General features: G+C 72.2%; 9 protein-coding genes. 6 read left to right on the forward strand and 3 right to left on the reverse strand.

Features of this window, described 5'->3' with window-relative positions; all coding sequences use genetic code 11:
* Positions 1 to 84: 84 nt before the first annotated feature.
* Complete coding sequence (gene glgP / locus ABT295_RS06660) at positions 85 to 2,673, reverse strand: alpha-glucan family phosphorylase (RefSeq protein WP_352393613.1); 2,589 nt, start codon at positions 2,671 to 2,673, stop codon at positions 85 to 87.
* A 131-nt stretch (positions 2,674 to 2,804) separates the two neighbouring features.
* On the opposite strand from glgP, the gene ABT295_RS06665 reads away from it, so the two are divergent.
* The 6 genes from ABT295_RS06665 to ABT295_RS06690 are packed head-to-tail and all read left to right on the forward strand — an operon-like array spanning position 2,805 to position 12,608.
* Complete coding sequence (locus ABT295_RS06665; protein ID WP_352393614.1) at positions 2,805 to 5,000, forward strand: alpha-1,4-glucan--maltose-1-phosphate maltosyltransferase; 2,196 nt, start codon at positions 2,805 to 2,807, stop codon at positions 4,998 to 5,000.
* Positions 5,001 to 5,004: 4 nt separating this feature from the next.
* Positions 5,005 to 6,711: a maltose alpha-D-glucosyltransferase gene (gene treS, locus ABT295_RS06670; RefSeq protein WP_352393615.1), complete on the forward strand. Its 1,707-nt coding sequence runs from the start codon at positions 5,005 to 5,007 to the stop codon at positions 6,709 to 6,711.
* Positions 6,711 to 8,138: a maltokinase N-terminal cap-like domain-containing protein gene (locus ABT295_RS06675; RefSeq protein ID WP_352393616.1), complete on the forward strand. Its 1,428-nt coding sequence runs from the start codon at positions 6,711 to 6,713 to the stop codon at positions 8,136 to 8,138. Before treS ends, ABT295_RS06675 begins: the two co-directional genes overlap by 1 nt.
* Complete coding sequence (gene glgB, locus ABT295_RS06680; RefSeq protein ID WP_352393617.1) at positions 8,135 to 10,477, forward strand: 1,4-alpha-glucan branching protein GlgB; 2,343 nt, start codon at positions 8,135 to 8,137, stop codon at positions 10,475 to 10,477. The genes ABT295_RS06675 and glgB overlap by 4 nt, the downstream gene beginning before the upstream one ends.
* Positions 10,474 to 12,120, forward strand: a complete 1,647-nt coding sequence (pgm, locus tag ABT295_RS06685; RefSeq protein ID WP_352393618.1) for a phosphoglucomutase (alpha-D-glucose-1,6-bisphosphate-dependent) — start codon at positions 10,474 to 10,476, stop codon at positions 12,118 to 12,120. The genes glgB and pgm overlap by 4 nt, the downstream gene beginning before the upstream one ends.
* The gene (locus ABT295_RS06690; protein WP_352393619.1) at positions 12,117 to 12,608 is read left to right on the forward strand and encodes a hypothetical protein; all 492 of its coding nucleotides are present in this window, start codon (positions 12,117 to 12,119) and stop codon (positions 12,606 to 12,608) included. The genes pgm and ABT295_RS06690 overlap by 4 nt, the downstream gene beginning before the upstream one ends.
* A gap of 9 nt (positions 12,609 to 12,617) precedes the next feature.
* Here ABT295_RS06690 and ABT295_RS06695 read toward each other — a convergent pair whose 3' ends face one another.
* Positions 12,618 to 13,562, reverse strand: a complete 945-nt coding sequence (locus ABT295_RS06695) for a tetratricopeptide repeat protein (protein WP_352393620.1) — start codon at positions 13,560 to 13,562, stop codon at positions 12,618 to 12,620.
* 14 nt (positions 13,563 to 13,576) lie between these two features.
* A complete protein-coding gene (locus tag ABT295_RS06700; RefSeq protein ID WP_352393621.1) occupies positions 13,577 to 14,572 on the reverse strand; it encodes a hypothetical protein in 996 nt (331 codons plus the stop codon).
* Positions 14,573 to 14,716: the final 144 nt, after the last annotated feature.

Raw genomic sequence — 14,716 nt, forward strand, 5'->3', positions numbered from 1 at the left:
GGTGCCTCCCCCGGACGCCCGAGAGCCCGGACCCCGTGCGGGGGTCCGGGCTCTCGTCGATGCAGAACGGCGCGGCTGCTCCGGTCAGGCGTTGCGGGCCAGGCCCATCTCCGCGGCGCTCGCGAGCGACGCGTGGCGCGGCACGACGCGCACGCTGTAGCCGAACGAGCCCGTGCGGCGCAGCGGCTGCGAGCCGGCGAAGAGGTGCCGCCCGTCGTCGTAGGACTCGACGAGCGAGAGCGGCGCGACCTCCATGCCCCAGAGCTCGTCGACGTCGTTGACGTGGCCGTGCACGAGCTGCACGTCGACGTCGGCGGGGTCGAGACCGTCGAGCGCGACGTAGGCCTTGAGGTCGAGCACGTCGCCGATCTGAGGCGAGTCCGACAGGCCGGAGGGCTCGACGTGCTCGACCTTGACGCGCGGCCACGCCTCTCGGACCTTCGCCTTGTAGGCGGCGACGTCCTTGGCACCGGCGAAGTCCGACGCGGCGACGGTGCGGCCGGCGCCGGCCGCCGGGCTGTAGAGCTGCTCGGTGTAGTCGGCGACCATGCGGCTCGCGAGGACCTTGGGGCCCAGCGTCTTGAGGGTGTGCGTCATCATCGCGATCCAGCCCTGCGGCAGGCCGTCGGCGTCGCGGTCGTAGAACTTGGCCGCCACGTCGTGCTCGATGAGGTCGTAGAGCGCGGCCGCCTCGATGTCGTCGCGGCGGTCGGGGTCCTCGACGCCGTCGGCCGTCGGGATCGCCCAGCCGTTGCGGCCGTCGAACCACTCGTCCCACCAGCCGTCGAGGATGGAGAGGTTGAGGCCGCCGTTGAGCGCGGCCTTCATGCCCGACGTGCCACACGCCTCGAAGGGGCGCAGCGGGTTGTTGAGCCACACGTCGCAGCCCGGGTAGAGGTGCTGCGCCATGGCGATGTCGTAGTTCGGCAGGAACACGATGCGGTGCCGCACGGCGGGGTCGTCGGCGAAGCGGACCATCTCCTGGATGAGGCGCTTGCCGGTCTCGTCGGCGGGGTGGGACTTGCCGGCGATGACGAGCTGCACGGGGCGCTCGGGGTGCAGCAGCAGGGCCCTGAGGCGCTCGGGGTCGCGCAGCATCAGCGTGAGCCGCTTGTAGGTCGGCACCCGGCGGGCGAAGCCGATCGTCAGCACGTCGGGGTCGAGCACGTCGTCGACCCAGCCGAGCTCGGCGTCCGAGGCGCCGCGCTTCTGCCACGAGGACTTGACCCGCCGGCGGGCGTCCGTGACGAGCTTCGCGCGCATCTCGCGCTTCGTCGACCAGACCGCGTCGGCGGGCACCTCGTCGATGCGCTCCCAGGCGTCGTCGCCGGCGATGTCAGCCGTGCCGAGGTGCTTGCGCGCGACCTCGTAGACCGACCGGTCGACCCACGTCGGGGCGTGGACACCGTTGGTGATGCTGGAGATCGGCACCTCGACGTCGTCGAAGCCCGGCCACAGGCCGTCGAACATCTCCCGGCTCACGAGGCCGTGCAGCTGCGAGACGCCGTTGGCACGCTGGGCGAGGCGCAGCCCCATGACGGCCATGTTGAAGATGCCGGGCTGGCCGCCCTCGTAGTCCTCGGCGCCGAGGGCGAGCAGTCGCTCGACCGGCACCCCGGGGATGGCGTTCGGGCCACCGAAGAAGAGGTTGATCTTCGCCGCGTCGAAGCGGTCGATGCCGGCGGGCACCGGCGTGTGAGTCGTGAAGACGGTCGCCGACCGGACGGCCTCGAGGGCCTCGTCGAAGGTGAGGCCGTGGTCGCGCACGAGCTCGGTGATCCGCTCGACGCCGAGGAAGCCGGCGTGGCCCTCGTTCGTGTGGTAGACCTCGGGCGTCGGGGCGCCGGTCAGGCGCGACCAGAGGCGCAGCGCGCGGACGCCGCCGATGCCGAGGAGGAGCTCCTGCTCGAGGCGGGTGTCGCCGCCGCCGCCGTAGAGCGACTCGGTGACCCGTCGGGTCTGCTCGTCGTTGCCGGGCACGTCGGAGTCGAGGAGCAGGAGGGGCACCCGGCCGACCTGGGCCTTCCAGACGTGGGCGTGCAGCAGCCGGCCGGCCGGCAGGCTCACGGTGACGACGGCGGGGGTGCCGTCGGCCTCGCGGAGCAGCGAGAGCGGCAGCCCGTCGGGGTCGAGCACGGGGTAGGTCTCGACCTGCCAGCCGTCGCGGTTGAGCGACTGCTTGAAGTAGCCGGTCTTGTAGAACAGGCCGACGCCGACGATCGGCACGCCGAGGTCCGAGGCGGTCTTGAGGTGGTCGCCGGCGAGGATGCCGAGGCCACCGGAGTACTGCGGGAGCACGGAGGTGATGCCGAACTCGGGGCTGAAGTAGGCGACGGCGGCGGGGGCGGCCCTGCCGGCGGCCTCCTGCTCGCGGCTCCACGTCTGGAACCAGCGCTCGTCGGTCAGGTAGTGCTCGAGGTCCTCGTTCGCGGCCACGACGCTGCCGACGAAGTCGTCGTCGGCGGCGAGCGCTGCCAGCTCGTCGGACGACAGGCGGGACAGCAGCTTGACGGGGTCCTCACCCGCCTGCGCCCACTTGCGCGGACTGATGCTCTCGAACAGGTCACGGGTCGGCGGGTGCCACGACCAGCGCAGGTTGCTCGCGAGGACGCCGAGGCCCTCGATGCGGGTGGGCAGGACGGTGCGGACGCTGAAGCGACGGATGGCCTTCACAAGGGGACAGCATAGGGGGCGGCATGACGCGTTCTTGCAGATCTTGCAGTGTCGTTTCGCCCTTCGGACGGCTCCGGCGCGGGAGGTGGGCGAGCGCTGGTCATTCGCGCCAACTTCGATACGGTCGATCCGTGACCGGCTCAGCGAAGAAGTCCCGTTCCAGCAGGCCAACCCCGGTGCGCAGCGCGTCCCCCGGACGCGTCGACGCCACCCCGACCGCAGACACGGCAGTCGTCGACGACACCGAGGCGGGTGCCGTGCACCTGGCGCCCGAGCACCCGGCGAGCACCCCGCCGACCGTCGCCGGGATGCCCGGCGGGGCGCTCCCGCTCGGACGCATCCCCGTCAGCGACGTGCGCCCCCTCGTGGACGGCGGGGCAACGCCGGCCAAGTCGGTCGTCGGCGAGGAGTTCACCGTGCGCGCCAAGGTCTTCCGCGAGGGCCACGACGCCGTCAACGCGACCGCCGTCCTCACCGATCCCGACGGCAGCGACCACTACGTCGCCATGCACAGCGACAACCCCGGGCTCTCCGAGTGGTCCGCGACGGTCGCGGCCGACCGGCCGGGCTGGTGGACCTACCGGGTCGAGGGCTGGTCGGACCCCTACGCGACGTGGGTGCACGACGCCGGCATCAAGATCGCCGCGGGCGTCGACGAGGACCTCATGTGCGCCGAGGGGGTCCGGGTGCTCGAGCGCTTCGCGGCCGCCGTGCGCGGGCAGGGCGTCGACGCGAGCGAGATCGACAAGGGCGTGCTCGCGCTCGCCGACACGCGCCAGCCCGCCGCCCACCGGTTCGGCGCCGCGACCTCGCCCGAGATCCTCGGGCTCGCCGCGCTCGTGCCGCTGCGCGAGTTCGTGTCGAGCTCGCCGTCCTACGCGCTCCTCGTCGAGCGCGAGCGGGCGCTCTACGGCGCCTGGTACGAGATCTTCCCGCGCTCCGAGGGCGCGCACCGCGACGAGAAGACCGGCGAGTGGGTGTCGGGCACCTTCCGCACCGCCGCCGAGCGCCTGCCCGCGATCGCCGACATGGGCTTCGACGTCGTCTACCTCACGCCGATCCACCCGATCGGCACGACGGCCCGCAAGGGCCGCAACAACAGCCTCACCGCCGAGCCCGGCGACCCCGGGTCGCCCTACGCCATCGGCTCGCCCGACGGCGGCCACGACGCCATCCACCCCGACCTCGGCACCTTCGAGGACTTCGACGCCTTCGTCGCCGAGGCCCGGCGGGTCGGCCTCGAGGTGGCGCTCGACATCGCGCTGCAGGCCTCCCCCGACCACCCGTGGGTGCAGACCCACCCCGAGCTCTTCACGACGCGCGCCGACGGCTCGATCGCGTATGCCGAGAACCCGCCGAAGAAGTACCAGGACATCTACCCGCTCAACTTCGACAACGACCCCGCCGGGGCGTACGCCGAGGTGCGGCGCGTCATCCAGGTCTGGCTCGACCACGGCGTGCGCATCTTCCGCGTCGACAACCCGCACACCAAGCCGGTCGCCTTCTGGCAGTGGCTGATCGCCGACGTCGCCCTGACCCACCCGGAGACGATCTGGCTCTCCGAGGCCTTCACGAAGCCGGCCATGATGCACCAGCTGGCCAAGGCCGGGTTCCAGCAGAGCTACACCTACTACGCGTGGCGCAACGCCAGGTGGGAGCTCGAGGAGTACGGCCGCGAGCTCGCCGGCGAGGGAACGGGGTCGGCATACATGCGCCCGTCCTTCTGGCCCACGACGCACGACATCCTGACGCCCTACATGCAGTACGGCGGCCCCACGGCGTGGAAGCTGCGCGCGGCCGTGGCGGCGACCATGTCGCCGACGTACGGCATCTACGCCGGCTACGAGCTCATGGAGCACGTCGCGCGCCCCGGCGCCGAGGAGCAGATCGACAACGAGAAGTACGAGTACAAGGACCGCCAGTGGTACCTCTACGAGCCCGGCGGCCCGCTCGAGAGCCGGTCGCTCGCGTGGTACCTCAAGCGGCTCAACGACATCCGCGAGTGGCACCCGGCGCTGCGGTGGCTGCGCAACCTGCGGTTCCACGCGGCCGACGACGAGAACGTCCTCGTCTTCAGCAAGTCGAGGGTCGTCGACCACGCCACCGGCGAGCGTGACACGGTGATCGTCATCGCCAACCTCGACCCGCACGCGACCCGAGAGACGTGGGTGCACCTCGACATGGAGGCGCTGGGTATGGCCTCATGGTCGACCTTCGACGCGCACGACCACATCACCAACCAGACGTGGGAGTGGCGCTCGGAGAACTTCGTGCGGCTCGGCCCCGACTCCGAGCCCGTCCACATCATCCACGTGAGGAGCCACTGACCACATGCAGGGACTCAACCTCTCCCAGCCGGGCCTCAAGCACGACCCGAAGTGGTTCAAGAAGGCCGTCTTCTACGAGGTCCTCGTGCGGGCCTTCGCCGACTCCAAGGGCGTGGGCGCCGGCGACTTCACCGGGCTGATCCAGCGCCTCGACTACCTCCAGTGGCTCGGCGTCGACTGCCTCTGGCTCCCGCCGTTCTACGCCTCGCCGCTGCGCGACGGCGGCTACGACATCTCGGACTACAAGGCGGTGCTGCCGGAGTTCGGCACGCTGCCCGAGTTCACGGAGCTCGTCTCGCAGGCGCACGCCCGCGGCATCCGCATCGTCACCGACCTCGTCATGAACCACACGAGCGACCAGCACCCGTGGTTCCAGGCCAGCCGGGCCGAGCCCGACGGGCCGTACGGCGACTTCTACGTCTGGTCCGACACCGACGACGCCTACGACGACGCGCGCATCATCTTCGTCGACACCGAGGTGTCGAACTGGACCTTCGACCCGGTGCGCCGACAGTTCTTCTGGCACCGCTTCTTCAGCCACCAGCCCGACCTCAACTTCGAGAACGAGGCCGTGCGCGAGGCGATGTTCGACATCGTCCGCTTCTGGATGGACCTCGGCATCGACGGCTTCCGCCTCGACGCCGTGCCCTACCTCTTCGAGGAGGAGGGGACCAACTGCGAGAACCTCCCCCGCACGCACGAGTTCCTCGCTGAGCTGCGATCCATGGTCGACACCGAGTACCCGGGGCGCATCCTGCTCGCCGAGGCCAACCAGCCGCCGGCCGAGGTCGTCGACTACTTCGGCACCGACGACGCGCCCGAGTGCCAGATGTGCTTCCACTTCCCGGTCATGCCGCGCCTCTACTACTCGCTGCGCGAGGAGAAGGCGCAGCCGATCATCGACGTGCTCGCCGACACCCCGGCCATCCCCAACGGCACCCAGTGGGGCACCTTCCTGCGCAACCACGACGAGCTGACGCTCGAGATGGTGACGCCGGAGGAACGCGCCGCGATGTACGGCTGGTACGCCCCCGACCCGCGGATGCGCGCCAACGTCGGCATCCGGCGCCGGCTCGCCCCGCTCCTCGACAACTCGCGGCCCGAGATCGAGCTGATCCACGCGCTCGTGCTCTCGCTGCCCGGATCGCCGTGCCTCTACTACGGTGACGAGATCGGCATGGGCGACAACATCTGGCTCAACGACCGCGACGCGGTGCGCACGCCGATGCAGTGGACCCCCGACCGCAACGCGGGCTTCTCGAGCACCGACCCCGGCAAGCTCTACCTGCCGGTCATCAGCAGCCTCGTCTACCACTACAACAACGTGAACGTCGAGGCGCAGATGGCCTCGTCGGCCTCGCTGCTGCACTGGGTGCGCGGGATGCTGCAGATCCGCGGCCGCCACCCGGTCTTCGGGCTCGGCGACTTCACCGTCGTGCCGGCCGACAACGACGCGGTCCTCGCCTACACGCGCGTGCTGGGGGGCGACCCGGACCACCCGGACGAGGCGGTGCTCTGCGTCAACAACCTCTCGAGCCGGCCGCAGGCGGCGACGATCCAGCTGCCCGAGCACCTCTCGGGCCGCCAGCTCATCGACCTCTTCGGCGGCAGCGGCTTCCCCTGGGTGGCCTCCGACGGGCGCGTCACCCTGACCCTGGGCTCGCGCGACTTCTTCTGGCTCCAGCTGCGGGGCGGGCAGGACAACGGCTGATGGCGACCATCCACCGCGGCGCGTCGATCGTGCCGTCCAAGACCGAGATCGTGACCGCGTGGATGCCCGAGCAGCGGTGGTACCACGGCAAGGGCCACGTGCCGCAGCTGCGTCGCGTCGGCGGCTTCCGCTTCGAGGACCCGGACGGGGAGGTGGGCTGCGAGACGCTCCTGCTCGCCGACGACGCGGTCAGCCCGGCAGTCGTCTATCAGGTGCCGCTCACCTACCGTGCCGCACCGCTCGAGGGGGGCGAGCACGCGCTGCTCGGCACGATGGAGCACAGCGTCCTCGGCACGCGCTGGGTCTACGACGCGCCCCACGACCCGGTCTACGTGGCCGGGCTCGTCGCGACGATCCTCGACTCCGGGGTCTCCGACGACGCGCAGGCCTCCGTGGGCGGCAACGCCCGCGCCACCGGCTCGAGCACCGGCCGCGTCGCCGGCGGGGTGTCCTCGTCGACCGTGCTGACGGGCGAGCAGTCGAACACCTCGGTCATCTGTCGCATGACGGCCGCCGGCGGCGGACCGGGCGAGCCGATCATCGTCAAGGTCTTCCGCACCCTGCAGGACGGCGAGAACCCCGACGTGATCGTCCAGTCGGCCCTGACGGGCGGGGGCTCCGACCGGGTGCCGATGGCCGTCGGCCACCTCGCCGGGGCCTGGGACTCCCCCGAGGACGGCACGGCCCAGCACGGCCACCTCGCCTTCGCCCAGGAGTTCATCCCCGGCGTGGAGGACGCGTGGCGCGTGGCCCTCGTCGCCGCGGCGTCCGGCGCCGACTTCACGGCGCGGGCCCGCGACCTCGGCGTCGTCACGGCGCAGATCCACGCCGACCTCGCACACGCCCTCGGCACCCACCCCGTGACGCCCGAGGCCCGCGAGGCCGTCACCGCGTCGATGCGCCAGCGGTATGCCGCCGCCGTGGCCCTCGTGCCCGAGCTCGCCTCGCACGCGGCCGACGTCGACCGCGTCGTCGCCTCGGTGGGCGCGGCGGGCTGGCCGGCGCTCCAGCGCATCCACGGCGACTACCACCTCGGCCAGGTGCTCGACGTGCCCGAGCGCGGCTGGGTCGCCCTCGACTTCGAGGGAGAGCCCCTGCGGCCGCTCGCCGAGCGGGTGCAGCCCGACCTCACGGCCCGCGACGTGGCCGGCATGCTCCGTTCCTTCGACTACGCCGCCGGGTCGGTGGGCCTCTCCGAGGCGGCGGTCGACGCGACCGCCTGGGCGGCGGACTGCCGCGCCGCCTTCCTCGAGGGCTACGCCTCGGTGGCCGGCCCCGCCGACACCGACGCGACGACCCTGGTGCGGGCCCTCGAGCTCGACAAGGCGCTCTACGAGGTCGTCTACGAGGCCCGCAACCGGCCCTCGTGGCTGCCGATCCCGCTCGGCGCCGTCGAGCGGCTCACCACCGAGGAAGGCACCCCATGACCCCCGACACGAGCCAGGCGCCCTCGCTCGACGAGGCGGCGATCAACGCGTTCCTCGGCGGTCGCAACGGCCAGCCGCACGACCTGCTCGGTCAGCACCTCGGCCCGGGCGGGCTGACGATCACCGCCTTCCGGCCGTTCGCCACGCGGGTCGCGGCCCGTCTCGACTCCGGCGACCACGTCGACCTGCAGCACGTCCGGGACGGCATCTGGTCGATGACCTCGCCCGACTTCACGCGGGCGCACGACTACCGCCTGCTCGTCGAGTACGGCGACGGCGTGGCGCACGAGCAGGACGACCCGTACCGCTTCGCGCCCACCCTCGGCGAGATCGACCGGCACCTCATCAACGAGGGCCGCCACGAGCAGTTGTGGACCGTGCTCGGGGCGCACGTGCGCCACTACCCGGGCCCGCTCGGCGAGGTCTGGGGCGTCTCGTTCGCGGTGTGGGCCCCCCGCGCCAAGGCCGTGCACGTCATCGGCGACTTCAACGACTGGGACCGGCGCTCGCACCCCATGCGCGCCCTCGGCGAGAGCGGCATCTGGGAGCTCTTCCTCCCGGGTGCCCGCGAGGGCATGAACTACCAGTTCGCGGTGCGCGGCCCGGACGAGCTCGTCCGGCTCAAGACCGACCCGATGGCCCGGATGACGGAGGTCGCGCCCAAGCAGGCCGCCATCGTCACCGAGAGCCACTACGCGTGGCGCGACGACGACTGGATGGAGCACCGCCGCACGAGCAACGCCCACCAGGGGCCGATGAGCACCTACGAGGTGCACCTCGGCTCGTGGCGCCAGGAGCTCGGCTACCGCGGCCTGGCCGAGCACCTCGTCAACTACGTGCGCGACCTCGGGTTCACGCACGTCGAGTTCCTCCCGGTCATGGAGCACCCGTACGTGCCCTCGTGGGGCTACCACGTCACGGGCTACTACGCGGTGAGCTCGCGCTGGGGCACCCCCGACGACTTCCGCTACCTCGTCGACGAGCTGCACCGCGCCGGCATCGGCGTCCTGCTCGACTGGGTGCCGGGCCACTTCGCCACCGACGAGTGGGCGCTCGCCCGCTTCGACGGCCTCCCCCTCTACGAGCACCCGGACCCCCGCAGGGGCTGGCACCCCGAGTGGGGCTCGAACATCTTCGACTACGGCCGTCCGGAGGTGCGCAACTTCCTCGTCGCCAACGCCCTCTACTGGCTCGAGGAGTTCCACGTCGACGGCCTGCGCGTCGACGGCGTCGCCTCGATGCTCTACCTCGACTACGCCCGCAACGCCGGCGAGTGGGTCCCGAACAAGGACGGCGGGCGCGAGAACCTCGAGGCCGTCGAGCTGCTCAAGGAGACGAACGGCACGGCCTACAAGCGGGTCGGCGGCATCGTCACCATCGCGGAGGAGTCGACGACGTGGCCCGGGGTGACGAAGCCGACGAACCAGGGCGGCCTCGGCTTCGGCTTCAAGTGGAACATGGGCTGGATGAACGACTCGCTCAAGTACCTCGGCGAGGAGCCCATCTACCGCAAGTACCACCACGGCAAGCTGACGTTCTCGCTCATGTACGCCTTCGACGAGAACTTCGTGCTGCCGATCAGCCACGACGAGGTCGTGCACGGCAAGGGGTCGCTGCTGCGCAAGTCGCGCGGCCCGCGCGAGGAGCAGGTGGCGACGCTCCGGGCCTTCCTCGCCTACCTGTGGTGCCACCCCGGCAAGCAGCTGCTCTTCATGGGCTGCGAGTTCGGCCAGGAGTCGGAGTGGTCCGAGGGCCGCAGCCTCGACTGGTGGCTGCTCGACCAGCCGCTCCACTACCGCGTGCACAACCTCGTCAAGGACCTCAACGCCATCTACCGCAGCCACCCGGCGCTCTGGGACCTCGACGCCGACCGCGCCGGCTTCGAGTGGCTCGAGGCCGACGACGCCGCGCACAACACGTTCTCGTGGCTGCGGTTCGGCCGGGGAGACCGGGCGACCGACGCCCCGGTCGTCGCCTGCGTCATGAACTTCAGCGGCCAGACGCAGGAGTCCTACCGCATCGGCCTCCCCCGGGGCGGCCGGTGGACCGTCGTTCTCGACACGGCCGGCTACCACCCCGACGCCCCGAGCAGCACGGGGCGCGTCGTCGAGGCGCGCGAGGAGGCGTGGCACGACCAGCCGTATGCCGTCGACGTGACGGTGCCGCGCCTGTCGACCGTGTGGCTCGTGCCCGTCGACGAGCCCGCGGCCCGTGCCCTCGCCGGATCGGTGGTGCCGGAGGCCGGGTCCGGTCCCGACCACACCCCGGCGCTGCCGGCCGAACCCACCGACGAGCAGCCCGACACCGTGCCCCCGACCTCGAACGGAGACCCGTCATGACCCACCCCCGCGCCGGTCAGCCCGCCGGGGCCGAGGACCTCGTCGACGTGGACGCCCTCGTCGGCGCGTACTACGACCTGCACCCGGACGTCGACGACCCCGACCAGCAGGTCGCGTTCGGCACCTCGGGCCATCGCGGCTCGAGCCTGCGCACGGCCTTCAACGAGGACCACATCCTCGCCACGACGCAGGCGATCGTCGACTACCGCACGTCGCAGGGCTTCGACGGCCCGCTCTTCATCGGCCGCGACACCCACGGCCTCTCCGAGCCCGCGTGGCGCTCGGCGCTCGAGGTGCTCGTCGCGAACGGGGTGCAGGTGCTCGTCGACGACCGCGACGGCTTCACCCCGACGCCGGCGGTCTCCCACGCCATCCTGCGGGCCAACCGCGGGAAGGCCTCCGACGCCGGCGGCCTCGCGGACGGCATCGTCGTCACGCCGTCGCACAACCCGCCGGCCGACGGTGGGTTCAAGTACAACCCGCCGCACGGCGGACCGGCCGACACCGACGCGACCTCGGTCATCGCCCGGCGGGCCAACGACCTCATCCGCGGTGGGCTGCGCGACGTGCGCCGGGTGCCCTTCGAGCACGCCCGCGGCGAGGCCGGCTCCTACGACTTCATGGGCACCTACGTCGACGACCTGCCCCACGTCGTCGACCTGGCTCGCATCCGTGAGGCGGGCGTGCGCATCGGCGCCGACCCCCTGGGCGGCGCCTCGGTCGCGTACTGGGGCGAGATCGGCGAGCGCCACGGGCTCGACCTCACCGTCGTCAACCCGCGCGTCGACCCGCAGTGGGCGTTCATGACGCTCGACTGGGACGGCAAGATCCGCATGGACTGCAGCTCGCCGTCCGCCATGGCCTCGCTCATCCACGCGAAGGACTCCTACGACCTGTCGACCGGCAACGACGCCGACGCAGACCGGCACGGCATCGTCACCCCCGACGCGGGGCTGATGAACCCGAACCACTACCTCGCCGTGGCGATCCAGTACCTCTACGGCGGCGCCCGCCCGGGGTGGCCTGCCGCGACGGCGATCGGCAAGACGCTCGTCTCCTCGTCGATGATCGACCGCGTGGCCGCCGACCTCGGCCGCACCCTGCTCGAGGTCCCGGTCGGCTTCAAGTGGTTCGTGCCCGGACTGCTCGACGGCTCGGTCGGTTTCGGTGGTGAGGAGTCGGCGGGCGCCAGCTTCCTGCGCCAGGACGGCACCGTGTGGTCGACCGACAAGGACGGCATCCTGCTGGCGCTGCTCGCCTCCGAGATCCTCGCCGCCACGGGCCGGACCCCCAGCCAGCACTACGCCGAGCTGACCGCGCGACACGGCGACCCGGCATACGCCCGCATCGACGCGGCTGCCTCGCGCGAGGAGAAGGCCAAGCTCGCCGCACTCTCGCCCGACGACGTGACCGCGAAGTCCCTTGCGGGAGAAGCGATCACGGGCAAGCTCACGGCAGCGCCGGGCAACGGCGCCAAGATCGGCGGCCTCAAGGTCACGACGGAGAGCGCCTGGTTCGCCGCGCGCCCGTCGGGCACCGAGGACGTCTACAAGATCTATGCCGAGTCGTTCCAGGGTCCCGAGCACCTTGCGCGCGTGCAGGCGGAGGCGAAGGACGTCGTCTCCGCCGCGCTCGGCGGATGAGCGGGGCCGAGGAACCCCTCGGCCGCGGCCGGCTCGTCCTCGTCACGGCGACCGCGCCGGAGCAGCGCGGCGCGCTCGCCGTGGCGCTGCAGGCCCGGCTCGACCGCGCGGTCGTCGTCGACGGCGACGCGCTCGAGCACGCCGTCGTCGCCCCCGCCGACCGCGCCGGGTGGTCGCGCCCCCCGACGGGCCCGATGCTGCGGATGCGCCTGCTGCGGTGGTCGGCCGCGCTGGCCGTGGCCGAGACCTACCAGCTCGAGGGGTTCGACGCGGTCGTCGCCGAGGACGCCCTCGGCGACGGGCTCGAGGACTTCCTCGACCTCGCCGCACCCGAGCCCGTGCACGTCGTGGTCGTGCGCGGCGGGGCCGACCCGGCCACGCCGCACTGGGGGCTCTGGGTCGACGGCGACCGGCCGGCGGACGCCGTGGCCGACGACGTGCTCACGCGGCTGTCCGACGCACGCGTCGTCACCGCCGACCAGCCCTGAGCCGGGGGGTCAGAAGAGGGCGCTCATCAGGGCCTTGCGCGCGCGGACGACCCGCTCGTCGCTCGTGCCGATGACCTCGAAGAGCTCGACGAGGTGCTCGCGCGCCCGGTTGCGGTCGGCGTCGGCCGTGATCCGCACCGTGTCGACGAGGCGGACGAACGCGTCCTCGACGTGACCGCCGAGCAGGTCGAGGTCGGCGACGAGGATCTGGGCGTCGACGTCGGCCGGGTCGGCGGCCGCCGCGGCACGCGCCGCCTGCAGGTCGGCGTCCTGGGTGCGCTGCATGAGCCCGACCTGGGCGAGGCCCAGCCTCGCGTCGGCGTCGGCCGGGCTCTGCGCGAGGGCCTCACGGTAGGCGGAGGCCGCCGCGTCGAGGTCTCCCGCCTCGATGGCGTCGAACGCCTTCTGGTGCAGGGGCGGCAGGGGCGGCTCGACCTCGGCCTGGTCGGCCTCCGGCGCCTCGGCACCGGCCGCGACCGTGCCGGTCACGCCGTGCTGCGCCGCGAGCGCGAGCACCTGGTCGACGACCGCCGTGACCTGCGCCTCGGGCTGCACGCCCTCGAAGAGCGGCACGGGCTGGCCCTGCACGAAGGCGAAGCTGACGGGCACGGCCTGCACCTGGAAGGCCTGCAGGATGGTCGGGTTGGCGTCGACGTCGACGGTCACGAGCTGGAAGCGGCCGGCATACCGGTTCGCCACCGTGGTGAGCGTGGCGACGAACTCCGCCGACTCCTGCAGGCGGCGCGACCAGAGCACCATGACGACGGGGTGCTGGGCCGACGCCGCGATGACGTCGCGGATGGAGGCGTCAGTGCCCTCGATGACGACGGACGCACCGTCCGTCGAGGTGCCGGCCGCGCCGGAGGCGGGGCCAGCCGGCGGGGCCGGACGCTTGAGCGACGAGAGGTCGACGGCACCTCGAAGTGCTGCTGCGGTGAATGGCTGGTGACTCATAGATCAATCCTGTCTCACCGACCCGAGCCGGCGACGAGCTGGTCGGAGGCCGCGACGACGCGAGCCTGTCCCGACGCAGGGATGACGAACGCGATGATCTCGTTGGAGGTCAGGTCGGCCTCGGTGGTGATCGTCCGGATGCCGGTCAGCAGCGTGAGGTCCTTGGCCGGCGTCAGCCTGACCGGGGTCCGCATGGCGATGGCGTCGCTGCGCACGAGGCGGGCGAAGACGATGGCACCGGCGCCGTCCTTGAGGCGCAGCCCACCGAGCACACCCCTGGGCTGGTGCTCCTGGGTGAACGCGCCCTGGTTGTTCAGCGCCTTCGACTGCGCCGTCGCGGAGGCGCGCAGCTGCTCCGAGAGGGGGTCGGCGGCGAGCAGCTTCGAGGTCGTCGGCTTCGGGAAGCGCACCGACGCGGCGAAGGCGGCGACGACCTCGTCCGGCGTCGCCGCGAGGCCCTTGGCGTCGGCGACCGCCGCCGAGCCGTCGCTCGTCGGGTCGAGGGCGTCGAGCTTGGCGTCGGGGAGCATGGGCGTCACGGCTGCGACCTTGAACGTTCCAGCGTCTCCCACGAGCAGGACGAGCACGGCCGCGCCGGTCTTCTTGAGCGTCGTCTGGGCGAGGATCTGCGGCGGCGCGTCACCGGCGCGCGAGACGGCCAGGACCTTGACGCCGGTCGTCGCGAGCTCGGCCTCGGCCTTCTCCGCGGCGGTGCGTCCCGGCAGGGTCTTCGCGTAGGCGTTGGCCGACTGCAGGGCCGCTCCCGTGAACACCTTGGCGCGCGCTGCGCCACCGGTGGCCGACGCGTCCATCGCGGCGGCGGCGGCAGCGGTCACGACACCGGTCGCGGTGCTCGAGGCGGCGTCGGGCGCGACCGCCGGGGTGGCCGAGGCGCCGGAGCCGTCCGTGCCGTCGGTGCCGTCGTCGGCGTTGCCGGTGCACGCGCCGAGGAGCGCGACGCCGGCGATCGCGGCGGCGAGGACTCGCCGACGGGTCGCGGGGCGGGGCATGGAGGGGCCTTTCGATGACGCACGGGGGTCGCCGAGGACAGTCGGCAGACGCCAACGATACGCGTCGGTAGCCGGGCGCCCCAACCGAACGCGGGAGCACGCGTGGACATTACGGACTTTAGGGACAAACAACCACAGATGCGA

The organism is Terrabacter sp. NPDC000476, from assembly GCF_040300125.1.
In the GTDB taxonomy this organism is placed as follows: domain Bacteria; phylum Actinomycetota; class Actinomycetes; order Actinomycetales; family Dermatophilaceae; genus Terrabacter.